This window comes from Haloarcula vallismortis ATCC 29715 (genome assembly GCF_000337775.1).
Lineage (GTDB): Archaea > Halobacteriota > Halobacteria > Halobacteriales > Haloarculaceae > Haloarcula > Haloarcula vallismortis.
Genome location: NZ_AOLQ01000065.1, coordinates 264,366 through 289,634, shown reverse-complemented (window position 1 = coordinate 289,634; position 25,269 = coordinate 264,366). Strand labels below are relative to the sequence as shown.

Annotated in this window: 21 protein-coding genes; 14 read left to right on the top strand and 7 right to left on the bottom strand. The window is 62.4% G+C overall.

The features are described 5' to 3' along the window. Positions 1 to 84: 84 nt before the first annotated feature. The 6 genes from C437_RS16340 to C437_RS16315 all read left to right on the top strand — a co-directional run bounded on the left by C437_RS16340 (position 85) and on the right by C437_RS16315 (position 8,089). Entirely contained in the window at positions 85 to 1,773 is a 1,689-nt protein-coding gene (locus C437_RS16340; protein ID WP_004518105.1) for a hypothetical protein, read from the top strand. An 83-nt stretch (positions 1,774 to 1,856) separates the two neighbouring features. Next, positions 1,857 to 2,558, top strand: coding sequence for an ABC transporter ATP-binding protein (locus tag C437_RS16335; protein WP_004518104.1), 702 nt, complete (start codon positions 1,857 to 1,859; stop codon positions 2,556 to 2,558). Between the two features lie 7 nt (positions 2,559 to 2,565). Further along, complete coding sequence (locus tag C437_RS16330; RefSeq protein WP_004518103.1) at positions 2,566 to 5,631, top strand: ABC transporter permease; 3,066 nt, start codon at positions 2,566 to 2,568, stop codon at positions 5,629 to 5,631. An 85-nt stretch (positions 5,632 to 5,716) separates the two neighbouring features. Next, positions 5,717 to 5,992 carry a hypothetical protein gene (locus tag C437_RS16325; RefSeq protein WP_004518102.1) on the top strand — a complete coding sequence of 92 codons (276 nt, stop codon included), beginning with the start codon at positions 5,717 to 5,719 and terminating at the stop codon, positions 5,990 to 5,992. Further along, positions 5,992 to 7,086, top strand: a complete 1,095-nt coding sequence (locus C437_RS16320; protein WP_004518101.1) for a DUF4350 domain-containing protein — start codon at positions 5,992 to 5,994, stop codon at positions 7,084 to 7,086. The genes C437_RS16325 and C437_RS16320 overlap by 1 nt, the downstream gene beginning before the upstream one ends. Further along, on the top strand, positions 7,079 to 8,089 hold the full coding sequence (locus C437_RS16315) for an AAA family ATPase (protein ID WP_004518100.1): 1,011 nt from the start codon (positions 7,079 to 7,081) through the stop codon (positions 8,087 to 8,089). The genes C437_RS16320 and C437_RS16315 overlap by 8 nt, the downstream gene beginning before the upstream one ends. A 14-nt stretch (positions 8,090 to 8,103) precedes the next feature. Here C437_RS16315 and C437_RS16310 read toward each other — a convergent pair whose 3' ends face one another. From C437_RS16310 to C437_RS16300, 3 genes are read right to left on the bottom strand one after another with little or no spacing between them, the layout of a single operon-like run. Next, positions 8,104 to 9,057, bottom strand: coding sequence for an AAA family ATPase (locus C437_RS16310; protein WP_004518099.1), 954 nt, complete (start codon positions 9,055 to 9,057; stop codon positions 8,104 to 8,106). Further along, the gene (locus C437_RS16305; RefSeq protein ID WP_004518098.1) at positions 9,054 to 9,557 is read right to left on the bottom strand and encodes a hypothetical protein; all 504 of its coding nucleotides are present in this window, start codon (positions 9,555 to 9,557) and stop codon (positions 9,054 to 9,056) included. Before C437_RS16305 ends, C437_RS16310 begins: the two co-directional genes overlap by 4 nt. Next, complete coding sequence (locus tag C437_RS16300; RefSeq protein ID WP_004518097.1) at positions 9,554 to 10,996, bottom strand: DUF58 domain-containing protein; 1,443 nt, start codon at positions 10,994 to 10,996, stop codon at positions 9,554 to 9,556. The genes C437_RS16305 and C437_RS16300 overlap by 4 nt, the downstream gene beginning before the upstream one ends. A 282-nt stretch (positions 10,997 to 11,278) precedes the next feature. Between C437_RS16300 and C437_RS16295 the strand changes: the two genes are divergently transcribed. Beyond that, positions 11,279 to 12,199, top strand: coding sequence for a zinc metalloprotease (locus C437_RS16295; protein ID WP_319946236.1), 921 nt, complete (start codon positions 11,279 to 11,281; stop codon positions 12,197 to 12,199). A 27-nt stretch (positions 12,200 to 12,226) separates the two neighbouring features. Here C437_RS16295 and C437_RS16290 read toward each other — a convergent pair whose 3' ends face one another. Then, complete coding sequence (locus C437_RS16290; RefSeq protein ID WP_004518095.1) at positions 12,227 to 13,444, bottom strand: glycosyltransferase family 2 protein; 1,218 nt, start codon at positions 13,442 to 13,444, stop codon at positions 12,227 to 12,229. An 897-nt stretch (positions 13,445 to 14,341) separates the two neighbouring features. Between C437_RS16290 and C437_RS16285 the strand changes: the two genes are divergently transcribed. From C437_RS16285 to C437_RS16275, 3 genes are all read left to right on the top strand, one after another. Beyond that, positions 14,342 to 14,542: a hypothetical protein gene (locus tag C437_RS16285; RefSeq protein ID WP_004518094.1), complete on the top strand. Its 201-nt coding sequence runs from the start codon at positions 14,342 to 14,344 to the stop codon at positions 14,540 to 14,542. A gap of 72 nt (positions 14,543 to 14,614) precedes the next feature. Beyond that, positions 14,615 to 15,454, top strand: coding sequence for an inositol monophosphatase family protein (locus C437_RS16280; protein ID WP_004518093.1), 840 nt, complete (start codon positions 14,615 to 14,617; stop codon positions 15,452 to 15,454). 95 nt (positions 15,455 to 15,549) lie between these two features. After that, positions 15,550 to 16,698 (top strand): DUF63 family protein, encoded by a 1,149-nt coding sequence (locus C437_RS16275; RefSeq protein ID WP_004518092.1) that lies wholly within the window; start codon positions 15,550 to 15,552, stop codon positions 16,696 to 16,698. Between the two features lie 24 nt (positions 16,699 to 16,722). Here the strand turns inward: C437_RS16275 and C437_RS16270 are convergent, their stop codons facing one another. The 3 genes from C437_RS16270 to C437_RS16260 form a co-directional block, all read right to left on the bottom strand. Next, positions 16,723 to 18,432 (bottom strand): YcaO-like family protein, encoded by a 1,710-nt coding sequence (locus C437_RS16270; RefSeq protein WP_004518091.1) that lies wholly within the window; start codon positions 18,430 to 18,432, stop codon positions 16,723 to 16,725. Between the two features lie 31 nt (positions 18,433 to 18,463). Continuing rightward, on the bottom strand, positions 18,464 to 19,282 hold the full coding sequence (gene tbsP / locus C437_RS16265) for a transcriptional regulator TbsP (RefSeq protein ID WP_004518090.1): 819 nt from the start codon (positions 19,280 to 19,282) through the stop codon (positions 18,464 to 18,466). Between the two features lie 370 nt (positions 19,283 to 19,652). Continuing rightward, positions 19,653 to 21,740, bottom strand: a complete 2,088-nt coding sequence (locus C437_RS16260) for a hypothetical protein (RefSeq protein ID WP_004518089.1) — start codon at positions 21,738 to 21,740, stop codon at positions 19,653 to 19,655. Positions 21,741 to 21,891: 151 nt separating this feature from the next. Here C437_RS16260 and glyA point away from each other — a divergent pair, with 151 nt between their 5' ends. The 4 genes from glyA (at position 21,892) to C437_RS16240 (ending at position 25,268) form a co-directional block, all read left to right on the top strand. Further along, positions 21,892 to 23,139 (top strand): serine hydroxymethyltransferase, encoded by a 1,248-nt coding sequence (gene glyA, locus C437_RS16255; protein WP_004518088.1) that lies wholly within the window; start codon positions 21,892 to 21,894, stop codon positions 23,137 to 23,139. Between the two features lie 80 nt (positions 23,140 to 23,219). Further along, complete coding sequence (locus C437_RS16250) at positions 23,220 to 23,816, top strand: hypothetical protein (RefSeq protein ID WP_004518087.1); 597 nt, start codon at positions 23,220 to 23,222, stop codon at positions 23,814 to 23,816. Between the two features lie 75 nt (positions 23,817 to 23,891). After that, a complete protein-coding gene (locus C437_RS16245) occupies positions 23,892 to 24,785 on the top strand; it encodes a bifunctional methylenetetrahydrofolate dehydrogenase/methenyltetrahydrofolate cyclohydrolase (protein ID WP_004518086.1) in 894 nt (297 codons plus the stop codon). Next, positions 24,786 to 25,268, top strand: a complete 483-nt coding sequence (locus C437_RS16240) for an NUDIX hydrolase (RefSeq protein ID WP_004518085.1) — start codon at positions 24,786 to 24,788, stop codon at positions 25,266 to 25,268. It begins immediately after the preceding gene. Position 25,269: the final 1 nt, after the last annotated feature.

The following is a 25,269-nucleotide window of genomic DNA, read 5'->3' as shown; positions in this document are numbered from 1 at the left end:
TCGGGCTGATTGGCTGTAACGGTAGCCGGGTCGGCCGTCGAAATGCGGTAACTATCTTACACCCACCCGCTGTAGGACCCGCCAATGAGTGACGGCCGGAATGGGCGGGTGCTGCTCATCATGGCTGTGCTGGCCGTGGCAGCTGCGGCCCGACTGACGACGCTGCACTGGACACCGCTGCCCTCGACGCTAGACGGATTCGGCTACGTCGCTCTGGCGAGAGACACGCTTCAGACGGGGTCCTTTCCGTTCACCCGGTTCCGGGCGGACAACATCGTGTTTACCGCTGTTCTGACAGTGGTCGGCGCACTCACCGGTGAGCGGCCGCTGTACATCGCACAGCCGGTCGTCGCGGTCACCGGCGCAGCGTCCTGCCTGACGGCGATGGCGCTAGTCAAACGCCTCGCGCAGTCGAGCCGCTGGCGTCCCTCGCGGACGACGCTGTCGATGGGTGTGGTCGGGATGGGGCTCGCGGTGGAGGGCATCTATCTCCGGCGCACCGGACAGACAGACGAGGAGGCGCTGGCGTTCCTCTTGCTTCCGCTGTTTGCGATTGCCGTCCATCGGTTGCTCACGACGGAGCGATACCACCGTCGATGGGGGGCAGTTGTGATCGTCCTGTTCGCTGCGTTCCCGCTCCTGCATACGTTTAGCTCGCTCATCGTTGCGCTGGTACTCACAGGGGTACTAGCCGCCCATCTCGCCAGGATTCCGTCGCGTCGTGACGCCGTCACTGCTCTCGCCGTCGTCGCGGGATTCTGGGTGTATATGTGGGGGTACTACCGGATTGCAGAACGCTCGCTTCTTGAGGTCCCGTACGTCGACCGCGTAAGCGCGTATCCGGGGCTGTTTCTGGCCTGGGTCGTCGTCCTAGTGGCGACACTGATCTGGTTCCAGCGGACGAGTGCTCGCCTCCAGCGGATGACTATCGGCGGCGCGGTCGGACTCTGGTTCCTGACCCTCAGTGCGAACGCAGTACAGACCGTGTTCCCCGGGACACAGACGACGCCAACCGGCCTCTTGGTGCTGGTCGCGGCGTTCGCCGTCCCGGTGGTGTTTGCGGTCGTCGGACTCCCGCTCGCGAGTCGTGATCGGCGGCTGATCGGGCCGGTCGTACTGGCGTTGGTGCTGGCACCAATTGTCATCGTGTACTTCTCGCTGACCGCCTCGCTGACGCCGGAGTACTACGGGACCGCGCTCCGGGGCCAGACGTTCGTTCACCTGCCCGTGTTTGTGCTCGCCGGCATCGGCGTCGTGTCGGTCGCCTATCGGCGGTCGCTGTCGCCGGACGGCGGGCTCGGAGCGACACGGACGCACAGCCACCGCCTCGCAACTGTTCTGACTATCATCGTCGTGGTTGCTGCGGTTGCGACGATGCCTATCGCGTTCGTCAATCTCGATACGCTGGCATTCCCGACCGGAGCGACCGAATCGCAGTTCGCGGCCGCAACATTCACCGCAGACCACGTCGACGAGCAGTGGGCGTCCGACCACCCGTTCAGCAGGATTGTCGATTTGTACTATCCGAACGCGACCAACGGAACGTACCAGCCGACAGCGCGGTGGCTCGGCGGTGGGACGGCACCGAGCTGCCCGACGCTATCGCGGTCGTCGTGGGGGACGACCGGGGCACACCTGTTCCCGGCAAGTAGCGAGAAGACTTCGCCTGCGGCGCTGGCGGAGTGGCGCTACGAGAACGACGTAGTCTATGACACGCGGGGCCTTGATTCGGTGTACCTCGTTCGCCCCGGCGGGAACCGGACGAGTTGCTGAACGCACATCGTTCGGCCCCCTCCCCCGTTTCTCCCGGGTATGTAACCGTGGCATACAATACGAGGCCGGCAGAAAGGCCGACAATGACTGACCCCGTCCTCGTCGGCTCGGAGCTGTGTGTCACACGACGGGGCACCACAATTCTCGATGGCGTCTCGCTCACGGTCGGGTCCGACGCGGCGATGCTCGTTCAGGGCCCGAGCGGGGCCGGGAAGTCGACCCTGTTCAACGTCCTCGGGCTGCTAGAACCGCCGTCTAGCGGACGGCTGGAAGTCGACGGCCGGGACGCGAGCAAGTTGTCTGAACGTCAGCGCGCTAGCCTCCGGCGGACCACGCTCGGATTCGTCTTTCAGGACTTCCAGCTTATCGGTGACCTCACTGCGCGCGAGAACGCGTCGCTTCCCCAGGAGCACGCGGGGGACTGCGACCCGGACTGGCTGGACACGCTGTTCGAACGGCTTGGAATCTCCGGGCTCGCACACCAGTACCCAGCGACGCTGAGCGGCGGCGAGAAACAGCGGGTCGCTATCGCACGGGCGCTTGCAAACCGCCCCGAGATAATCCTTGCCGACGAGCCGACCGGACAGCTAGATCCGGACACTGCCGAGTCGGTGTTAAACCTCCTGTTCAGCATGAAGGAATCGACGGAAACCGCCCTCATCGTCATCAGCCACGACCCCCAACTGGCACAGCGGTTCGACGAACGGCTGTTCATTCGCGGCGGCACGCTCGTCTCCGATGCTGCCTCGACGCCGGACGCGAGCCCGTCCACGGAGACGAACTAACGAACCGATGGGATACAGAAACGCTCTCCTGTTTCGCTGGTCCAGACGGGACCGGCTCACCGTCGTCGTCATCGCCGTGACGGCTGCGTTTCTCATCGGCACGGTCCTGCTGTTGTTCACCGCCGTCACGTACTCGGAAACGTTCGCCGAACCGCTTGCGAACTCCGGGACAGTCACGTACCACGACGCGGAAAACGGCCCACCCGACACTGACGGGGATGTCACCGTGCTCCCGACAGCGACGGCAACGGTAAACGAAACCGACATTCGCCTCGTCGGCATCCCACCCGATACGCCGAGAGTACTCATCGAGGGGTCGGCCCAGTGGCAGGAGGGGCGACTGCCGACGATGCCGGACGGTGCTGACGGCCGGGGACCGGTCTCCCAACAGCGGACCCGAACGGTCAGTGGGTCCAACGGCACCGTCTCGCTTTCGGTCGTGCCACAGGAGCGGGGGACGACGTTCCTCTCCAACCAGTGGTACGTCACGAACGCCTCGACAGCCCAGCGAGTCGGTGTCACCGGCTACTTCATCATCGACCGCAGCCCGAGCGGGACCGGGCTGGGAAGCCTTCCCGATGAAGGGGCACCGCTTGTCAGCGCGCTCCTGTACGTTCTGGGCGGCCTGGAGCAGGTGCTCTGGGCGCTGGGCATCGCTGCGGCTGCCGGTGGATTGCTGGTCCTCATTGTCGTCTACAACGTCACGCGGATGAGCGTCCGCGACCGACTCGACGCGATTCGGGTCATCCGCTCGACCGGCGCGTCGGGGTGGCGCGTGGGACTCCTGTTTACGCTCCGCGCTGGTCTCCTCGTGACCACTGGCGTCGTTCTGGGCTACGCCGTCGGACTCATTCTCATCAAGGCGCTCGTCAACGTCGCAATTTATGTCGGACTCCCAATCGCGCTCGATATCACTGTCACGGGCCAGAGCGCCACCGTCGTCGCGGGCGTCGCCGGAATCTTCGTTTTGATGGGGCTGGTCGCCGGCGCGCTCGCGGCCTATCCGGCAGCGACCCGACCGCCGGCCTCCCTCGGGAACCGGCACACTCGAACCGGACAGTCGGGGCAGTCGAGGCTTGCGAGGGTCCGGAACTGGGTCACGCCGACGTTCCTGTCGTGGCGCTCGGTCGTCCCGACGGCGGCGACGCTAACCGTGTTCGGCATCACGTTCTTGTTGGTGGTCTCACTGGCCGGCCTCGCGTCTCCACTCGGCGGCGAGGCAGGCGGTTCCGGGACGATCACCGAAGCCGGTGCCCCCCATCCGCTGAACAGCCGCCTCGACGGCGAGTACGCGTCGGCGCTCCGGGCCGACGGAACGCCGGCCAGCCCGGAAATCATCTACGCCCAAGTTTCGGACGGGCAACCGTACATGGCCCATGGAGCGAGGTACGACGCGTTCGCGAACGTCACCGGTGCCACGCTGGTCGAAGGCCAGCGACCACAGCGGTACGACGAGGCCGTCATCGGGAGCGACCTCGCACAGACGCTCGACGTCGAGGTCGGTGACGAACTGACCGTCAGCGGGAGCGTCAAGCCCGGGGTTCGCCGGGTCACCGTCGTCGGACGGTACGACGCCGACAGGACGCTCGATGACCTGCTCATCCTGCCGCTTGATTCTGCGGCTGACCTGGCGACTGGGCCAGGACAGGTCCACATGATTCGCGTGAAGGGATCGGTATCCGAGATTGACGATGCCAACGGTGCCGCTGCCAACCGGTCGGGCGCTGTCGTGACGGGGCTATCGGGGCCGACACGCGTCACGAAAGGTGATACCATCAACTTCAGCGTCGACGTGCGAAACGTCGGTAACGAACGGGTGAGCCGGGACGTCACCCTCCGGTATCGGGGTGAGCGACAAACAACGACGATAGCCGTCCCACCGGGACAGGAGCGGACCAAGACTGTCTCCTTTACCGCGTCGGAACTGGGGACCGCAAACGCTACTGCCGGAGGGTACACCCATTCAGTGACCGTCGTCTCGCCGAACAGTATCGAGATACCGAACCAGCTGCCGTCACAGGCCCCGCCCGGGTCGGGGCTCTCCGTCCCTGTCCTCACGAAAACTGGAGAGCGGGTTTCAAACGCCACTGTTACAGTGAACGGCCCGTCGCTCAGAACCGGATCGAGCGGTGTCGCCGTCGTTCCCCTGCCACGCGAACCGGGGAACTACACGATAACGGCCCGGTACGGAAACCGGACGGCGACTCACGACATTCAGATCGTCCGTGGAACTGAGCGGGAGCTGTACGGAGAGCTGTCGATCTCTCCGTCGTCAGGGTCGGTCTTGACGACGCCAACGCTCAGAGTCGGGCTCGCAAACCCCTGGCAGGAACCGATCACACGCAATGTCGGCGTCATCGGTCCCGGCGTCTCCCGAAACCGGACCGTGTATATGCCGCCCGGAAACGTCACGCAGACGCGGTTCTCTCCGGATGGTGGACGCGGCCAGCCCGGAAGGTATACCTATCGTGTGACAGCCAACGGGACTACCCTCACCACAGCAGAGTACGAGGTGACCGGGGACCGCCGGCTGGCATCCGCGGTGGCAAGCAGCGGGTCATACGCGTCGGGAACGCCCATCGAGCGTTCCGTCGAGGGGGTGTTCGGGAACGTACAGTTGATTCTCGGCGTCCTTGTCGTCCTCTCGGCGCTGAGTACCGTCGGCAGTACCACGGCGACGTTCGCACAGGGAGTCCACGCCCGTCGGCAGGCTATCGGCATCCACCGCTCGACCGGCGCGACACAGTGGCGGATTCTGCGGACGATCTTGGCCGACATCGCTCGTATCGCGATTCCGGCGACTGGCCTCGCGCTCGGCCTGTCGGTCGTTGCGTTACAGCTGCTGGAGCGGGCTGGCTGGCTCGTCTTCTTCGGCTTCCGCCTCTCCGCGCGAACACCACCGGCAATTCTCGCAGCGATATTCGTCGGCGGGGTCTTGCTCGCGCTGTTCGGTGCCCTCGTCGCAACACTGCCGTATCTGACGGCGGCACCGGTATCGTTGCTCCCGAGCGGCGACCGAACGCGGACGCCTGATGACGATTCGGTCGCCGAGAGACAGCACAGCGACGACTGAACCGAAGTGCTAGGGCAGATAATCCAGTCTCTGCTGGCGGCTGTCGGTCGGAACTTTGACTGTCGACCGACAAGAACGCCGTTGTATGGCGACCCGACAGCGCCAGCAGTTCATCTACGGACATCTCATGTGGGTGCTTGGCAGCATCCTCGTGTTGACCCTGCTGGATGCGCTGACGTTGGAGCTGTTTTTCGTCGTCTCGCTGATCGGGTTTCTGGTCACGGTCGAACTGGTCGCACCGCAGGCCGTATCGCCGCGCTGGCGACGGCGGCTCTGGTGGCTCATCGGAGCTGGTCTGGTGGGCTTTGCCTACGTGGTGATCAGACGAATCCTTGAGATTCTCCCACCGGGGCTGGTCTGATGGCACTGACACCGTCTCCCGACGATTCCTGGCGTCCGTCGCTCACTCTCCCACAGCTATTACTCGCCACTTACACCGCCGTTACCATCATCGCGGTCGTCTACGCCGCGAGCACGTCCTCGGCAGCGTTCGGTGCGTATAACTCCCAGTGGGACGGGGCAGGCGAACTCCGAGCCGTCGCGGCTGACACCGGTGCGAACGTGACTGTTGGGACGAACGTGAGTCAGTATACGGCCAGTGACCCGGACGACACCGTTGCAGTCATTCTCTCGCCGGCGGAGCCGTACTCGTCGAGCGAGCGCACACGAATCCGGGAGTTTGTCCGGAGCGGCGGGACACTTGTCGTCGCCGAGGATTACCGCCCACGCGGAAACGACCTGCTCGCCGCTGTCGGTGCGGATGCACGCTTCGACGGCCGTCCCGTGTACGACAACCGGAATTACTACCGGAACGCCTCGCTCCCAGAAGCGACGCCTGTCGGCGACGACCCAGAGACAGCGGGCGTCGATACTATCGTCCTCAACTACGGCACGACTGTCAGGGCCGGCAACGCGACGACGCTCGTCACCACTTCTGAATACGCCTATCTCGACACCGATGGCAACGGCGAACTCGACGGTGCAGAGCAGTTAGCGTCCCGACCCGTCGTCACGAGGGAATCGGTCGGCGACGGCCGAGTCATTGCCGTCAGTGATCCGAGCATCTTCGTAAACGCGATGCTCGAGCGCGGTGACAACCGGCGGTTCGTCCGGAACCTCATCGCCAATCACGACACGGCCCTGCTGGACTACTCGCACGCCGGTGGTGTCCCCCCGGTGGCCGCTGCCGTTCTCGCACTGCAGCGGTCAGACGTGCTGTTACTGTTCTGTGGCGTCGTGCTGGTCGGGGCGCTATTCGCGTACGACCGCCGCCTCCATGAGTCTTTGCGGACTCGACTCCGGGAAGAAAGGGGCCACAAGCCGAACCCGGGCTTGTCCCGAGAGGGCGTGAAAAAGTATGTCAGCGCCCGTCACCCGGACTGGGAGGAAACACAGGTACAGCGAGTAACGGAAGCCATTATTAAACAGCGGTCCGAACGTCAACGCAATGACTGATCCGTCGGTACTGTATGACCGTCTCAGATCGGAGGCGGAGACAGTTCTTATCGGTAACGAGCAGGTTCTGCGGCAGATTACTGTTGCCATGCTTACACGGGGCCACGTGCTTCTGGAAGGGGTCCCTGGTGTCGCGAAAACGACGATTGCCACGCTCGTCGCCAACGCGACGGATCTCCAGCACTCCCGGGTTCAGATGACTCCTGATCTCCTCCCTGCGGATATCACTGGAACGACGGTGTATCACCAGCGAAACGGCGAGTTCGAACTGCAGAAAGGGCCGGTGTTTACCAATCTGGTCATCGCCGACGAGATCAATCGCGCCCCGCCGAAAACACAGAGCGCACTCCTCGAAGCGATGCAGGAGGGGCAGGTCTCTATCGAGGGGTCGACGCTCGAACTCCCGACGCCGTTTACGGTCGTTGCGACAATGAACCCGCTCGAGATGGAAGGGACGTTCAAACTCCCGGAGGCCCAGCGCGACCGATTCCAGATGAAACTCGTCACTGAGATTCCCGATTCTGATGAGGAGCGCGCAATCTTGGATCGGTTCGACGCGAACCCGGCGCTCGATGCGGACTCTATCTCACAGGTCATCTCACGGGACGAACTTCTGGACGCTCGGACGGTCGTTCCTGAGACACACATCGAAGACAGCATCAAGGAGTACATTCTCGCTCTCGTCGAGGCTACCCGAGACCATCGTAACGTCATTCACGGGGCCTCTCCGCGGGCGACAATCGCGCTCCAGAATACAGCCAAAGCGGTCGCTCGTCTGAACGGCCGGAAATATGTTATTCCGGACGATGTGAAAGAGATGGCGCTCCCGGTGTTGCGCCATCGCCTCATTATGAGTAGCGACGCCGAATTAAGTCAAATCAGCGCCGAAACGGTTATCGAAGAGATTCTCCAGTCGATCACGCCGCCGGGGTCCGACACCGACCACAGTACAGGCATCGAAACGGCAGTCGGTGACGGCGGGACGAAACGCGAGTTCGAATAGCGACCGGCCCGCAGTTAGCCGTTGTCCGAAGTTGGCATTGTCTCTTGTTCGTGGGTCGCCGCGCCACTGGACTGTGCCGGTGGTTCCTCGGGTTCGTTCCACGAAACTGTCACGACACCGCTGAACCGATCATCATTGTGGGTGTCGACGGTTACCGGTCGATCAAGGCCCGTGGCAAACCCCACCGCGAGCAGGGACACCACTGGGTGGTCTAGTTGATGTATGTCGCCAAACGCCGGGTTGTCGATGGCAATAGAAGCGGTTTGGTTCTCGCCATCGACTTCGATTCTCGTGTTCTCAACAAGCTCGAACTGCTCCGAGAGGGCCGCAGTCAGCTGTGTTGCTATTGCATCGGGGGCGGTACCGAACTCGCCCGACATCGTCTGCTCGAACTCGTTGTAGAGCCGGTCACCAGTCGGGGGCAGTGATATTCCCTGCGCCGCCTCGACACCCGTCACGAACAGTGCTTCCAACTGCCCCGGGTCGGGAACCGTGTACTCGACGTGCTGGGGGACGAACAGGCGCGCAGTCGTCTCCGGATGGGATGCTGTTGGGACATACACCGTCTCGGTCTGGAGTTCCAGTTCGCTGACGAGGTGCTGTTCGACATCTGCCAGCGTGTTGAATACCGTAGCACCGACTGACGCCGAGACGAACCGCTCGGGAGTGAGATAGAACGTGACGATGCCGGCGAACACACCGGTCCCGCCGAACGCGATGAAGATGGTTTGCAGGGCCGGAAAGACAAACGCCGCTACGAGGGATAGTCCGCCAACCGCGAAAAAGCCCAATGCGGTCCGTCTGAACGTTGCCCGTTTCGCGTGCGCGTACGACTCGCGCAAGCGACGGTTCTCCTCCCGCAACACTTCAAGTTCCGCTTCGAGTGTCTGGCGGTCCCGTACAATATCGGTCTGTTGGTCGCTGTCATCGGCTGCCGTATCGGGTTTCGAGAGATCGGGTTGACTCATGTGAAATCACGGTCCGAGGTTACGTCTTCGGTCACGATGTCGAGTTCTATCAGCAGGTAGCGATGGAGCAGATAGCCGACGATGGCACTCCCGACGAGAAGGGCGGACCCGACCCTGAGGGGATCCAGATTCCAGCGCCAGAGCGACAGCCAGGCAAAACCGCCAAGCAGTGGGACGACAAGTGCGACGAGGCTGCCAGCGATTCGACTGTCGGGTGTCTCAGCAGCGACCGAAAGCAATGTCAGGAACAGGCCGCCTTCGACAAGGGCGAGTGATAGCAGTGACGGTGTATCAACTGTGACGAGCGCTATCTGTCCAAGCACGACCGTGAGAACAGTTGTTCCGGACAGGTAGAGGCCGCCGAGGACAACACCGACGAGGCCGAGCCATACCGGTCCACCCATGAGTAGCCCACCTGTCGCTCCGACGATGCCCAGCAGGCCGAGCGCGGTCGGTAGTGGGCGGCGCGACTGTCCGATCAAATTCAGTGTCGTACTCATACGTACTCCCCCTGGTCCGTGTTGGCTGGGCCAGCGGACAGAATAGTCGAAATCTGGTCCGAGGGCCCCACCTCGTAGGCCGTCACCGAGTCGATCTCGTTCAGCTCACGCCGGAACTGGTCGAAGGTCCGATACCGTTCGTAAGCGGTATCGAGGTCCGTGACGAGGTCCGTATCGAAGGCTACTGATGGAGTGAGAAACACGATGACCTCTGTTGCGTTCCGTCTCGCCAGCCCAACCGTGTTCCGTAGCTCGCTCGGGCTGCTGTCGTCGGTACAGATGACCAGCAGATCCGCGCTGCGTATCTCGCGTGGTGCCGCCTGAAAACCGTTGTACAGCGGTTGGTTGGGAAGGTGCTGCTTCGACCCGGCGGCGTCTCGATACGCGAGCAGCGTCGTCTCCATCGGCGATTGGGTGTCAGCCGTTGGATTCACCGTTCCTGTCATCCTTCCGGCGGCAGCCGCTGTCGCGGGGGCTGTTGCCGGCGCTTCAGCTTCGATGTCGAGGTCGTTGATTCGATGCTGACACGACCTGTAGGCTTCGGCTCTCGCCACCGGGACTCTCGCTTCCGTTATGCCGGCATCGTCGATAGTCACGTAACCTAGTGGGTCGCGGGTCGTTTCGGCACGCTGTTGGAACGCCGCGGCGACCGCCTTGAGGTGTTCTAGCTTCGTTTCGCCAGGTGTACCGTCGCCCAACGTCTGACGGTGGTCGAGGAGGAGTACCACGCTACGGTTCCCCTCGGCTTCGTAGTTGCGGACGTGTGTTTCGTCTAGTCTGGCAGTCGCCTTCCAGTCGACGTATTTCAGTGCGTCACCCGGGACGTACTTCCGTATTTCCTCGGCTGAGAGTCCACCCGTCCGCCCGCGAGCATCGTGTTCGCCGACACCGCGTAGCAGTTGTTTCCCTCCCTGCCCAACGTGAATTGGGTCGACCGACGGGGCCTCGACTGCTACTTCGGGGCCCGGTGCAGTCGTGAACGACTGGGTGAACAGGCCAGTACCGTCGCTGACTGTCACTGTGGCCCCAGGAACGGTGTAGTCGCCGACAGTCTCCCAGATGAGCGGGAGTGTCACCGACGACGACTGTATCGATGTGTCGAGATTGAGCTCCGGCGTGGGGCCCGACTCCATCCGCGCTGTGAGTGGAATCGTTGCTTTGACGGAGAGTGGCAGGTGACCGGCGGCGTCGACTGATGCCGCAAGTGTGTACGTCGTTTCGGTGTCGACCTGTATCCGGGTCCGGTCGAGGGACTGGCTCACTGTAAGTTCACCCCTGAGTCGTGAAACGCCACGAACGAACGCAAACTGCAGTGTGAGCAGCCAGCCTGTGAGCCCGGCGGCTCCGACCACTAACAGGGGCGCATCGAGCAGCCCGCCACCCACGACGAGACTAGCGATAGCAGTGAGCGTGAGCCAGAACCGCCGGGTGACACGCATTGCCTTCTGTTACTGAACCGAGCCCATTGAAGATACCGACAGACACAGCCGGGGACTCCCGAGTTGCGTCCGCCCTTGGTATCGAAATCGATACTGATATTCAGAGAATCACTTACTTAACCGCTAATCGAGAATATCGGCGTATAGATGTCTTTGACGGCTTTTCTATCCCGGCCCTTGGGGGCGCGTTTAGGTGCAATTATCGGAGTCAATTTTAATACTGAGCCTGAAGAATCGGATAGAGACTCCGGAACCAGCGGCGACTGGTTCCGTACCGTGCCCATAGCTCGCTTCGGTGCCGTTGCCCTCGTCACCCTGCTTCTCGCCGGCGTCGTGCTTCCAGTCGCTGGGGTGCCGCCGCAGGTAAACACCGCCAGCGGTGGTGGGGCCGATACACCGAACACGCAGCAGGTACAGGCCGATTCGAACGCCACTGATACAGACGGAGACGGACTGTCGGATTCGCTAGAGCGGTCCGTATACGATACTGATCCGACCGATACGGATACCGACGGCGACGGCTATCCGGACGGTATGGAAGTCCGCTGTGAGCAGGCTCTTCCGGATGCAGACCCGCTCCGAACGGACATCTACGTCGAAGTCGATTCCACGGAGGCAACGACGCTCAGCGACCCGGTTCAGACATCCATCGCCGAGACGTTTGAGAAGGCACCTGTTTCGAACCCCGATGGCTCCACCGGGATCGATATCCATCTCGTCACAGACGAGACTAACCTCTCGGCCAACGGGACGGTGTACTCAAAATCCCGTGCCGGTGCCGGAAACGACATCTATGATTTCCGGGCGAACCATTCGGAGCACCGTTCTGACGGCTATTACTACGTCCTGCTCACCGACGATGTGGCCTACAACGGGGACGACTACTTCGTCGGCGCGGGACGACCTGAGATTGCAGCGATGGAGCGGTTCGACTCGACCAAAATAACCGCTTCGCTGTTCATGCATGAATTCGGGCACGCGATGGGCCTCGATGCCCATCAGGACGGTATCGACGAGGAGCGCTACTCCCGGACAGAGTACGATAGCGTGATGAACTACAACGGACTGTACAGACAGCTCACCTATTCGAACGGTACCGACAGCGTGGGCCGAAACGAGTGGCAGTTCGTCGCCGAGAACCGAACACAGCCTGACGTTGAATGTGCGGACAACGCGTGCTCTAGCAGGTGTACGCAGGGCTGATTAGTCGCAAAAAGAGACGGTCAACGGCTAGCTGCTGTCTCCGAGCATACTCATAAAGAACGACCCGAACACGGTCTGCAATCCGAGTACTACGACTGTCGAGGCCAGAAGGGTCGCTGTGGCTGATGGCAACGCCGCTTCGCCGACGAGCAGCCACTGTCCGAACACACTCCCGAGATACAGAAGCCCGACTGCAGCCGCGAGAATGCCGATGGACGCACCGTGTTCCAACTGGAACTGCTCCCGTATCATCCCGACGAGTACACCATCGGGTTTGTTTATCGGGTTCGCAGCGATAGAGCTGAACAGTGCAAGCGTCCAGACCTGATACCCGACGATTGCCAGTAACGATCCGCCGACCATCGTCTGTATGCCGAAGTTGACGCCACCGACCGACAGCTGGGCGACTGACAGTGACATCAATATCGCCCCGGCAGAGACGAGCAACAGAGCCGGATAGGAGAACAGGTAATCCGGCGCGTTCACGAGCATGAATCGGACGTGCCGCCAGCCGTCACTGAAACTGTCGAGCGTCTCCTCGCCTTCACGCTCGTGGTAGATGATCGGAACCTCTTCGATGGTGAGATCGTTCGCGCCGGCTTCCATAATCATCTCGCTAGCGAACTCCATCCCGGTCGTCTCTAGCTCTAGCGTTTCGAGCGCATCCTTGGTGAACACGCGGAACCCGCTGTGTGCGTCGCTCACGCCGGCCCCGTAGAACGTGTTCAGGAACCGCGTCAACAACGGATTGCCGACGTATTTATGCAGCGTCGGCATTGAACCGTCTCGAATCTCTCCCTCAAGTCGGCTCCCCATACAGATGTCCGCGTCGCCGTTCTGGACCGGGTTGAGGAGCTGAGGAATCATCTCGAAATCGTACGTCGTGTCAGCATCGCCCATCGCAATGTACTCTCCCCGCGCCTTGTTGAACGCACAGCGATACGCATAGCCATAGCCCGGTTCATCGGGGGTCACGACTGTCGCACCCCGCTCGCGGGCTAACTCCGGTGTCGCGTCGGTCGAACTGTCGCTTACGATAATCTCAGTCGGGACGCGCAGTTCGGATACCGCTGTTTTGATCCGATCAATACATTCTACGATTCCTTTCTCTTCGTTGAGAGTCGGCATCACGACGCTCAAAACCGGCGTGACGTCGCTCTCTGGCGTGACGAGAAACTCGTCTGCAGTCTTGGCTGCGATCCCCTGTTTGTTCGTTTGATTTGCCTGATTTGCTTGTATTGTCATTCCCGTACCTCGGCTGTAACTGGTGCGTCTAGTAGCATGCACACTCCACTCCCCCTGGCCGACGTTCGACGAATACGGCTGGTAGGGCCCGTTTTATTCGGTTTCAATGGCTACCTTCTGATAGGTACCGTTTGTTTCCCACACAGAATGTCCTGTCAAACCAACATATAATAAAGCTGTTGGGTGAGGTAATTCATAACTAATAACAATAGTTGGCATGAGACCCTTCATCTCTCTTTGATTGGTCACAATTTCTCCGCACCATGACGATATTGTGTAATGAGCACCTGTCAGTAAGGCACACTATACATGCACTGATGTACGTTGCGAATCCTGCATTTATCAGAATAGTATACTATGTCAGCCACGAGTGTCACTTACAGATATTCCAGACACTGTGATATAACGGCTATCGGAACGACCACACCAGAGAAAGTCGCGCTACGCCGGAATTCGAACAGTAAACACACGGAGAAGAGTCTCGGATATCATCTTCGTCAGTAGAACCTCCGCAACCTCAATCGACACGCTTCGGGGGCGGTCATCTGGTGGTGTGTGCCGGCCGACCGCTCTGGCGCTACTCGGTTGCTGAAACGTCTCACACTGGGCGGCGAAGTCGACTCCGTATCTTGCCGCCAACAGCGTGTACCCGTGGCAGTCGGTTCTCCATTGCACTGATCAGCGTTGCGACGCTTAGCCCAAGGACGTAAACAACTCCTAAAACCATGATAACTGCGATGTCCTTGCTGAACCGGAGTGCCCCACGTATCGATGCCATATTCGTACATTTCTGGGATGAGTATAAGTCGTTGGGGTCTGATTATTAATATCTGTAACTGGGCGGGCGCTGTTGTCTAGGGCCGTAGATTTAAGCCGTCCTATGTGCTAAACGGTAACATGGCGACAGATCAGTCCGAGGGGGCCAGCCTGCACGTGCCACCGCTGGAGAATACGGCGTTTTTCTCCATTGAGGACGATGACGGCTACGTCCGCATTGAACAGTCGCTGGGGAACCAGGTCCTGTACACGCCCAACGAGGCGCGGGATATCGCCGAAGCTATTCTCGATGCTGTTGATGAGGCGGTCGAAGAGGAGTAACCCATCGGCGGCGGCCGGCCCTGTTTTGCTGGAAGGCGAGACGGTTTGAACGAGGGCGGTCCACCGTCAGGTATGACAGGTGCAAGCCACCGGGCGGCAGTCGCCGAGCGAGCAGCCCGGTCTGGCGGTGTCGTAGCCCGGGAGCAGTTCCGGGGCGACCTCAGCGTCGAGTCGAAGGCCAACAAGAACGACCTCGTCACAGCGACGGACCGCGACGCCCAGCGACAGGTCGTCGCAACCATTCTGGAAGAGTTTCCGGGCGACCGATTCCTCTGTGAGGAAGACCTCTCGACGCGAGCCGGGCCGGAGGCCGACTACGAGCCTGAAGCGGTCGATAGCATCCCAAGCAACGGCTCTGTATGGGTCATCGATCCGATCGACGGGACGGCGAACTATGTCCGTGGAATGCGCTTGTGGGGGACCGCCGTCAGTGCGGTCGTCGATGGCGAACCGGTCGCATCGGTGACCTATCTCCCCTCGTACGGCGATCTCTACGCGGCCGGCCCAGAGAATGTGACGCGAGACGGGACTGAACTCTCGGTAAGTGACCGAACCGACCCGGAGACGTTTGCTGTGGCCCCCGTCGGTTGGTGGGACCGCGACGACAGGGACGAGTTCGGTCGGTTGTGTAGCGCCGTTGGCGACCGCTTCGGCGATATTCGGCGTCTGGGTTCGTTCCAGGCCACGCTGGCACACGTCGCCGACGGGGCGCTTGAGGGGCTTGTTTGCACGCGCCCGATGGCCCCCTGGGATACGCTCGCTGGCGTCCAGATGGTCCGACAGGCTGGCGGTACGGTCACTGACCTCGATGGCGAACCATGGACTCACGACAGCGATTCTGTCGTCGCCTCCAACGGCGAAGCACACGAGGTGTTCGTGGCGGCCGGCAACGAAGCGCTCAGGCAGGACTGAACACACTTGCCCCGCGCAGTTCAGTACCGCGCGAAATTCCGCTCCGCGCACACGGGACCGGAACGCTAAAACCGCCTGCCACCGGTCACTCGGCCATGGAAACGCTCGAGCGAGCCGTCGATGAGTACGGGCCCGGCCAGCTCTGGGTGGGCTCTTTCGTTGCAGTCCTCCTCGTCGCGGTCGGTGCTGTTGTGGCCGCTCCACAGATCGTCTGGGACCGATTCCTCTGGCAGTACTTCTGGGGGCCAGTGTACGCGGACGCCAAGTCGGCCAGCTGCGCCGAGATGACTGCATCCGGGCCACAACCGCTGTACGATGGCTGTAGGGCGGCTATTCAGGAAGGACGGCTCATAGCTGAGCCCGGGTACACCATCGTCTCCGAGGTCGGCTATATGTTGATTCTGGTGTATATGCTCGTCGGCGTCTACTTCCTCCTTGAGCGACTGGACATCGCCGAAGACCCAGAGCTCTACTTCGCGTTCGTGCCGTTCATGCTGCTCGGCGGCGCGTTGCGGACCGTCGAGGACGCGACGGACCGTGCAGTTGACGCCGGCGTCTCTCCTATCGTCGAGTACCCACTGAGTTCTCTCATCATCAGCCCCGTTATCTACGGCACAGTGTTCTTGCTGACGCTGCTCGTCCTCGTCGTCTGCGTGGACCTCGAACAGCGAGGCGTCGTCGACAGCTACTACCGGACGACTGGCGCTATCGGTGGGGCTTTCGTCGCCGTGACGCTCCTGTATCTCACATTTGTTGCGCTCACGCGCGAGTACGCGACCCTCTATCCGTCAGTCCTCATCACGACTGTCGTGCTGGCCTCGGCGCTGTCGTATGGCCTCTACTGGGTCTTCGAGACGTACCGCCCGGCACTGAACGACGGCACAGGCTACATCGGCCTGTTGGTCATCTGGGGCCACGCCATCGACGGCGTCGCGAACGTCTTGCTGGCCGACTGGCTCGACGTCCTGAACGTTCCGCTGACGTACTACCCGAAACACCCGGCCAACGCGTTCATTATCTCGGCCACCGAATCGCTTCAGCCTGCAAGCCTCTCGGCCGCTATCGGCACGTCGTGGCCGTTCCTGATCGTCAAGCTCGCGGTCGCCTCGCTGGTCGTCTCGCTGTTCAACCAGGAGTTCATCGACGATAGCCCACGGTACGCACTGCTGTTGCTCATCGCCGTCACCGCGGTCGGCCTCGGGCCGGGTACGCGGGATATGCTGCGGGCGACGTTCGGTATCTGAGGGTCGGTCGCGTCGTCGTCCACCTTATGGGAACGGATGATGCTCCCTGTCGAGTCGCGGCTCGAAGCCCAGCTCGGCAGGTACAGCCTCAGCCCGTTCGCCGAAGAACGCGTCACCGAAGAACAGCGGCTGTGCCGACGGACAGACGGCACGGACTGCCTCGAACCCGAGTTGTTCGAGGTCGCGTGTCGTCAGCCGTGCCCCGTGGGGCGTGAGTCCTGCGTCAGCTGCCCGGTCACACACTGCCTCTAGCTCTGCCTCACCAGAGAGGGCCGTGTCGGGGCCGAGCGAACCCAGCGGGACTGCTGTCTCCGTCGCCGTCAGGTCGGCCGCCTCGCCGGGCGACTCGGCGTAGCGCCCGATAGCGCCCTGTGCGTCCATGGCTGCCTCTGGCCCCATGCTGTCGAGTTCCATCCAGTTCTGGAGCGCTTCCTCCAGCGCGCCGACGGCGGCCGAACCCGGGTCCAAATCTGCGTCGGTCCCGAGCGCGAAGCGCGGCCATTCGTCCTGTTCCAGTGCAACAGCGACGACTGGCACGTCCACGTCCTGTGTCAACAACAGCGCCGTCACATCGAGCCCCTCAGATGTCGCGCGCCGCCGGAGCGTGTCGTATTGTTCCTGCTCATCGATGGCAACGCGGAGCGGCTCGAACGTCGAGTACCACGACAGCATCGCGGCGTCACGTTCGATGACCTCGTACAGCCCGGTCAGAAGCGCCTCGGTGACGGTGTTTCCGAGTCCGAGCCCGGTCGTCGTTGCCGGCCTGACGGCGTCCGATGGCGGCGGATAATAGACAGTTTCGGCGGGAAGCGACCGACGTTCGTCGGTCAGTATGTTTGTGGCCGGGACCCAGGACAGCACCGTCGATTTGTCCCACGCAGCCTCGTCTCTGACGAACGCGTCGGGAGTGACAGCATCCGGAATATCGGTGACTGTTCCGTGCTGTATGTTTCCTTCGCGGTAGACGCCGGCCGCGTACCGCTCGTAATTCTCACCCAGGGCCTTCATGAACGCCGTGTCCCAGTCGATAGCGACACCCGCGGCCTTGGCAGCGGCCGATACGTCGCTGAAACCAGCGGTATCGGCGAGCGTCGACAGGTAGTACGGAGCCGGGAACGACTCGACCTCGCCGACCTCCGTGGCGATACCGACCCGGTCGTCGAGGCCCAGTTCTGCCCGCGACAGCGCCTCGCTGTCTGGAGCCGCCTGCCGGCCATCGCCAAGGGTCCGGCTCGGTGTCTCGCTGCAGTCACAGCCCGGGACCGGGAGGAACCGCCGCTGAGTGTGTGGGAGTTCCGTGACGGTCCCGAAAAGCGAAGCGTCGCCGTCGAGAAACTGTGTCACCAGTCGACCGGCCAGCGCTCCCGCGAATCGCTGCGTGGCCGCCGTCGGGGCCGCTGTGGCTTCCTCGGTGTCGTCGACCGTCGCCTCGACCCGAGTCTGGAGACAGTCGAAACAGCCCGTTTCAGGACCAAATCCGCTGATCGCGGCATCGGTCACCGGGACGCCGCCGATGCCGCCCAGTTCGACGGCGACCCACGGAATGGCGTCCTCTCTCGCCCGGTCGTTCCACGCCGCAAACGTCTCCGAACCGACGGTATCGACGACGACGGCGAGGTCACCACTGACATCTGTCGGCGTTGAGGACTGTGCTACTGAAACATCGATAGCAGCGAGAAACGCGGTAAGTGAATCGACGGCCGGTCCACGCCCGACGACTTCGACAGTCTGCATGCCGAACCCCTCGCGGTGGAGCGGGAAAAACCTACGCGGCGAGGATAGACTGGGCGACGGAGGCCAGTTCGTCCGGGTCGGCGTCTTTGAGCCGGTCGTCACCGAGCATCAGGCGGAGCCGCGGCCGGCCCACGTCAATCGGGACTTTCTCGGTGTCGATGAGGTTCATGTCTTCGAGTTTCGTCTTCGTCCGCGAGAATGTCGCCTTGCTCGCCAGCCCGACATCTTCGCCCCACTTGCTGATGTCGTACAGCAGTTCACCGTTCCGCGCGGCCACGAGCAGGCTGATAGTGACCTCGTCAAGCCCGTCGCCGTCGCCGCGGGCCGTCGACAGCGAGTTGAGAACATCGTTGAGATCAGATGCGGTTTCCGGGCCGATGTCGGATTCCAGCGTGCTCTGGACGCGGTTGAGCGGCGGCGTCCGGAGTGAGTACTCGTCGGCGTCTGCCCAGGCCGAGTCGTAGTAGTCGTAGGCGTTGTCCACGAACGCCGCGTCGTCGGTCCCGAGACCACCGACCGTGTCGCTGATGGTCACAAGCGCGTACACTGTATCGACAGTCACCGCGACCGAGTGGTTCGGCACGTCATCGAGCAGTCGCATCGTGAGCCGCCCTTCGTCGATGAGGTCGGCCGCAGTACTCGCGACGAGGAAGTCGTCCATAACGTCTTTCAGCGCCCGCTCGTCGGCTAGCAGCCGAACTTCGGGGGCCCCCGACTCTGCGTCCAGTGTCGATACAAGCTCAGAGATAGTCCGCCGCGACGGGTTCACGACGTACACCGACTCGTCAGCTGCCCCAAACACCGTGGTCAGCATAGACCCGACGTCGTCTTGCAGGAGATTTTCAGTCATTGTCCCTTGCCAGTATATAGTGTATTATTATATTTAATTTTACCGGCCATACTGTGTTGATTTCGCCAACAATCCGACAACACCCACTACCGAACAGCGATAAAATATCGGTCTGTTGTCCTAAGCAGAAAGCGTTTGCTCCACGGACTGGACCTCCTGTTCTTACCGTCTAAATCACGCGTATATGGACAAATTAGCGGCTGTGTGGCGGCTTTTTCACTCGGGAGAATCTACAGCTTCGATACAGTATCGAGCCTGCACTTGGTATGCAAGATGAACATAGACTGTTGCCTCGTCGTGACTACTTGATTACCAGACGCTGAAACAATCGGCGGCCGTCCCAGCTTCCCGCTCAGAGCCTGCCGCTCTATCAGAAGTCTGTCCGGAGACGCGCGGCAAGGTCGTCGGACCAGTGGAACTCCCCGTCGTAGATGACGGGCAGTGAGGTCCGGCCCAGCGCGTCGGCCAACTCCGCAGCGTCGAGCGAGTGGCTCGTCTGTTCGCCGTTCAGCGCGGCGCTGTCGTCGAACGGCAGGCGGTAGCTCTCACCGGGCCGCTCCGGGGACACGACTGTACACTGTACGTCGAACCCTGTCTCCCCCTCTGAGAGCCAGACGACGGCCGGATGTGCGGGATTCGGAACGATAGAATAGGTCCCGTCGCCCACAACGGCATAGTCCTTGCACATCATTATTCGCCGGCGAGCGAGCTCCAGCGCTCGCTGGATGCTGAATCCGTTACTGAGCAGGCGTGCGAAGGCGGTCCCGACCAAGGCGGCGTGTTTGTCCAACACGTCGGTGAGTGTCACTGCACCGGCGACTGCACCCTGCTTGACCAGATCAAGCCCTTCGTCGTAGGAGCCACAGGCGTTCAGGAAGAACGTCTGCGTTCGGACATCCGACAGCGACGACAGCGCCAGATTCCCGTCGGGACAGCGCAGTCCCTCTTCGTCGCAGTGGCCGATGAAGTGGACGAAATCGGTCGGCTGCCGGAACACGTCGGCCAGTTCGGTGACCGACAGCGTCTCGCTGACCCGCACGTCCATTGGCAGGTCCGCTGCCCGGTAGATTTCTGTCACTTCGGTGTGTTCGTCGGCCATCTCCTCGTCGTTGAGAACGACCGCGACCCGTTGATTGCCGACATCCCGGTTCTGAATCCGGTATCGATTCAGATACGCCTCCGCTGGCGTTTTACAGGCGTCTATCGGGTTCCCCGGCGCGAGCCACGAGTGCAACTGTCCCTCGCGCAGGTTCGGTTCGATGACCGGTGGGCGCTCGGCCGACCCACGACTCAGATACGAATCCGCCAGCGTCTTGTCGAGAAGCTCATCGCGGTCGAGCCGAGAGCTGTCCGGCAGGTAGATGAGGCTGAGCCGGTCGAGGAGGAACGGGAGACAGCGGACCCGTTCCGGCTTCGGTGAGACGTACGTCGAAAGGGGCCATTCAGGTAGAATCGACTTCACGGCATCGTCGGAGACATCGAGGTATCGTTCGAGCCGTCCGGCCGGCGACAGCGACCGAACTGTCTCCGGGTCGAGTGAGAGCGCCGACGTGATACGGGGTCCGCTTTCGGCCGGGTCGACGCGCCTGACTTGGCAGTCGAGGTAGAACACCTTCCGGAGTAGCGCTGCGACGCCGGCCTGTAGCGACGGCCACGCGTCGAAGGAGAGGTGTACCGACGTGTCTTCGGCTGTCAACACTGCGGTATCTCGTGACTCGACCACCACTTCGGCCCCGAGATAGTATGCCAGCGGTGCGCTGACGAGCAGTTCCGCCTCGCACTCCGGAACACGGAGCGTGATACCGGTCTCGGGACGGTTCTGCCGAACCGGTCCGGGAATACGGGTCGTTTCGCCGGTCGTGACTATCGGCGGGTGTCCGCGGAGTTCTGGGTGCGAACGGGACGGCTGCATCGTGTGATGAGCCCCGCTCAGATGTGTAATCGCCGTTGCAAGCCCCGTGGGCGTCGCGGGGACCTGCAGATGCGGCCGCTCTGCGTTCGTCTCCCAGATGAACCCGACGGCAATACTCGTCGGCTCTTGGAAGCTGAGCACAGTGGTAACACCGGCTGAGTGGAGCGACGCCGGACCACTGAATCGAACGTGGATCCGAATGTCGTCGGCGACGCCGAGCGGTGACTCGTTGCCACTGTCGGCAGCGCGGGCCTGCATCGTCAACAGGTACTCTCCTGTCGCAAGCGTCGTCGGTGAATCGACTGTCCCGGTACCCCTTTCAGTGTCAACTCGGGTTACCGTGGCATCCACTGCCGGCAGCGCCAACTCGGTGACGGACCCACTGTAACACTCATCGACAGGGCGTGATAACCGGTCGTCGTCTGTGACTTCTCGATTGTGTAATTGGTGCACCAGTGCGGTCGGGTCGACCGTTTCTCCATCCCAGTCCAGCGTTTCACCGCCGTCCCGGCCGACCCGCTCGCCTGCCACCCCCCAGGTGACCATGTGTGAATATGTGGAACGTCATCTGATATATACGTACGGTTGTCAGCACGTCGTCACCGCCCACTGTACTTCCGGCACTGGACAGAGATAATGTCGTCACACACGGGGACCAAAGGGTAGATTATTGTCGTATCAGTCCTGACTCGAACACATGAGCTACGAAACCGTCCGGGAAGCGGACCCGGCAGTCGCGGACGCTCTGGAGGGCGAACGAGGGCGGCAGAACGACACGCTGGCGATGATCGCCAGCGAGAACCACGTCAGCGAGGCTGTGATGGAGGCACAGAGCTCCGAGCTGACGAACAAGTACGCTGAGGGCTACCCCGGTGAGCGGTACTACGGCGGCTGTGAGTACGCCGACGACGTCGAGGAACTCGCTATCGACCGCGCGAAGGAACTGTGGGGAGCAGACCACGTCAACGTTCAGCCCCACTCCGGGTCACAGGCCAACATGGGCGTCTATCTCAGCGTCCTCGAACCCGGCGACAAGATCCTCTCGCTGGACCTGACTCACGGCGGCCACCTCTCACACGGTCACCCGGCGAACTTCGCCGGCCAGGTATACGAGGTCGAACAGTACAAGGTCGACGAGGAAACTGGGTATGTCGACTACGAAGGCCTCCGCGACCACGCAGAGGAGTTCGAGCCAGACATCATCGTTTCGGGCTATTCAGCGTACCCCCGAGAGGTCGACTTCGAGCGGATTCAGGAAGCCGCCGACGCGGTCGACGCTTACCACCTCGCGGACATCGCCCACATCACCGGTCTCGTCGCCGCCGGCGTCCACGAGTCGCCCGTCGGCGTCGCCGACTTCGTCACCGGCTCGACGCACAAGACCATCCGCGCCGGGCGCGGTGGCATCATCATGTGCGACGAGGAGTACGCTGACGACATCGACGCCGCTGTCTTCCCCGGCTCTCAGGGCGGTCCGCTGATGCACAACGTCGCCGGCAAGGCCGTCGGCTTCGGCGAGGCGCTGGCCCCTGAGTTCGAGCAGTACGCTCAGCAGACCGTCGACAACGCCATAGCACTCGGCGAACGGCTCAAAGAACACGGTCTCTCGCTCGTCTCCGGTGGCACGGACAACCACCTCGTGCTCATCGACCTCCGGCCGTCCCATCCTGACACCACCGGCAAGGAAGTCGAGGAAGCGCTGGAAGAGGCCGGCATCGTTCTCAACGCCAACACCGTGCCCGGCGAGACTCGTTCGGCGTTCAACCCCTCGGGTATCCGCGCTGGCACACCCGGGCTCACTACCCGTGGCTTCGATGAGGACGCCTGCCGCGAGGTCGCCGACCTCATCTACACGGTCGTCGACGCTCCACACGACGACGATGTCGTCGCAGAAGTCAGTGACCGCGTCGACGAGATGACCGACGAGTACACGCTGTACGAGTAACGACAGCGCAGCCCTGTAGCGCGGATTCTGCTGGCCCGCTTGCATCTCCCTTTTTGTCATCGCTCCCCGACATGTCTGCTATGCCCCGCACAACCCGACGCCGGACGCTTTATACCCTGAGCGCCGCCCTGTCGACACTCGCTGGCTGTGCGCAGTTCGAGGTCGAGTCAGGGGCGGAAACCGAGCAAAGCGACGGGGCCGCGAACGAGCCGACAGCGACGGTCACGGCAGCAGAGACAGACGCCGCTACTTCGACGGACCGGGGGTCGACTACTGGACAGACGGAGGCAGCTACGGACGCAGAACCCGACCTGCGAGAGGCCAACGTCGTCGGCGTTGCGATCACGAACGAGAGCGGCGGCGACTACCGATTCGACGTAACGCTCTATCACGATGACGACGGCGAGGACGGCTACGCGAACTGGTGGCAGGTCGAGACGCTGGGCGGTGACCGGCTCGGCCGTCGTGACCTCGCACACGCGCACTCGACGGCCCCGTTCACCCGGTCGGAGATGATTCCGGTTCCCGACGACACGGCCTGTGTCGTTGTCCGGGGCCACGACCAGACCCACGGCTACGGCGGGCAGGCAATGACAGTGGCTATCCCGAGCGGCGCAACAAGGGCTATCCAGCAGGGGTCGGAGCGACAGCCCGTGACCGCGTCGGACTGCCCCTGAACGAGAGCCTGCCAGCCTGTCGCGGCTGACTGAAATCCGGGACGTTCATACCGTCCCGCGCCGCCGGTGTAGGTAATGACAGAGATTATCGACGGCGACGCCGTCGCACAGTCGATTCGGGACGACCTGGTCGCGTCCATCGACCGCCTCGCCGATGCCGGCCACCGCCCGTCGCTCGCGACGGTGTTGATGTCTGAGGACCCGGCCAGTGAGACGTACGTCTCGATGAAACAGAACGACTGCGAGGAGGTCGGTATCGAGGCCATCGACATCGACATCGACCCCGACGCGGACGCCGCCGAGCTGTACGACACCGTCGAACAGCTCAACGACGACGACGATGTCAACGGGATTCTGGTCCAGATGCCTGTCCCCGACCACGTCGAGGACAGGTCTGTTCTTCGAGCCATCGACCCGATGAAAGACGTCGACGGCTTCCACCCGGAGAACGTCGGTCGGCTCGTGGCCGGTGACGCCCGCTACAAGCCCTGTACGCCCCACGGCATCCAGAAGCTCATCGAGAGCGCCGGTGTTGACACCGAAGGCAAAGACGCCGTCGTCGTCGGCCGGTCGGACATCGTCGGCAAGCCGATGGCGAACCTGCTCATCCAGAAGGCACCGGGCGGCAACGCGACGACGACAGTGTGTCACTCCCGCACCGAGAACCTTGCTGAACGGACGCGCAACGCCGATATCCTTATTGCCGCGGCCGGCGTGCCCGAGATGATCGACGGCGAGATGATTCAGGCGGGCGCGACGGTCATCGACGTTGGTATCAACCGCGTCGATGCCGACACGGAGAAGGGGTACGAACTCGTCGGCGACGTTGAGTACGAGAGCGCGAAGGAAGTCGCGGGCGCAATCACGCCGGTCCCCGGCGGCGTCGGCCCGATGACCCGCGCAATGCTCCTGTACAACACGGTGAAAGCGACGGGCCTGCAACACGACATCGACGTTGACCTGCCCTGAATGCCGTCGCTCGTGGCCTTCGAAGACCGTGACGTGCTCACCCGTCGCGTGGCAAGAGAGACTGACGCGGCGGGCGTAGACGGGGTCCGGGCCCGCGCCGAGCGCGGCCTCCACTGGGCGGTCGGCGCGCTCGTCACCGACGCGGCGGACCGGCTGCTGTTCGTCTACGAGGACGAGATATGGAAGCTCCCGGGCGGCGGCGTGGAAGCTGGCGAGACACGTCAGGAAGCGGTGCGCCGTGAGGTGCGCGAGGAGACCGGCGTCGCCATCACTGTCGCCGGTCTGGCTGCCGTCACCGAGGTCACAGTAACCGACGGCGGGCGTACGGCGACGTTCTTTTTCGGGACGTTTCGGGGGACAGCCGAATCGACGGCGCTCGCGTCGGACCCCGGACTCGACGGCGAATCGATAGAGACCGTAGCGTGGCGGGATTCAGTCCCAGAAAACTGTCTGGACAGGCGACTGCTCAGGCGGCTCCGCTAAC

Coding starts and splice junctions, on each gene's coding strand:
- C437_RS16340 (WP_004518105.1), top strand. CDS start 85: ATGAGTGACGGCCGGAATGGGCGGGTGCTGCTCATCATGGCTGTGCTG.
- C437_RS16335 (WP_004518104.1), top strand. CDS start 1,857: ATGACTGACCCCGTCCTCGTCGGCTCGGAGCTGTGTGTCACACGACGG.
- C437_RS16330 (WP_004518103.1), top strand. CDS start 2,566: ATGGGATACAGAAACGCTCTCCTGTTTCGCTGGTCCAGACGGGACCGG.
- C437_RS16325 (WP_004518102.1), top strand. CDS start 5,717: ATGGCGACCCGACAGCGCCAGCAGTTCATCTACGGACATCTCATGTGG.
- C437_RS16320 (WP_004518101.1), top strand. CDS start 5,992: ATGGCACTGACACCGTCTCCCGACGATTCCTGGCGTCCGTCGCTCACT.
- C437_RS16315 (WP_004518100.1), top strand. CDS start 7,079: ATGACTGATCCGTCGGTACTGTATGACCGTCTCAGATCGGAGGCGGAG.
- C437_RS16310 (WP_004518099.1), bottom strand. CDS start 9,057: ATGAGTCAACCCGATCTCTCGAAACCCGATACGGCAGCCGATGACAGC.
- C437_RS16305 (WP_004518098.1), bottom strand. CDS start 9,557: ATGAGTACGACACTGAATTTGATCGGACAGTCGCGCCGCCCACTACCG.
- C437_RS16300 (WP_004518097.1), bottom strand. CDS start 10,996: ATGCGTGTCACCCGGCGGTTCTGGCTCACGCTCACTGCTATCGCTAGT.
- C437_RS16290 (WP_004518095.1), bottom strand. CDS start 13,444: ATGACAATACAAGCAAATCAGGCAAATCAAACGAACAAACAGGGGATC.
- C437_RS16285 (WP_004518094.1), top strand. CDS start 14,342: ATGGCGACAGATCAGTCCGAGGGGGCCAGCCTGCACGTGCCACCGCTG.
- C437_RS16280 (WP_004518093.1), top strand. CDS start 14,615: ATGACAGGTGCAAGCCACCGGGCGGCAGTCGCCGAGCGAGCAGCCCGG.
- C437_RS16275 (WP_004518092.1), top strand. CDS start 15,550: ATGGAAACGCTCGAGCGAGCCGTCGATGAGTACGGGCCCGGCCAGCTC.
- C437_RS16270 (WP_004518091.1), bottom strand. CDS start 18,432: ATGCAGACTGTCGAAGTCGTCGGGCGTGGACCGGCCGTCGATTCACTT.
- tbsP (WP_004518090.1), bottom strand. CDS start 19,282: ATGACTGAAAATCTCCTGCAAGACGACGTCGGGTCTATGCTGACCACG.
- C437_RS16260 (WP_004518089.1), bottom strand. CDS start 21,740: ATGGTCACCTGGGGGGTGGCAGGCGAGCGGGTCGGCCGGGACGGCGGT.
- glyA (WP_004518088.1), top strand. CDS start 21,892: ATGAGCTACGAAACCGTCCGGGAAGCGGACCCGGCAGTCGCGGACGCT.
- C437_RS16250 (WP_004518087.1), top strand. CDS start 23,220: ATGCCCCGCACAACCCGACGCCGGACGCTTTATACCCTGAGCGCCGCC.
- C437_RS16245 (WP_004518086.1), top strand. CDS start 23,892: ATGACAGAGATTATCGACGGCGACGCCGTCGCACAGTCGATTCGGGAC.
- C437_RS16240 (WP_004518085.1), top strand. CDS start 24,786: ATGCCGTCGCTCGTGGCCTTCGAAGACCGTGACGTGCTCACCCGTCGC.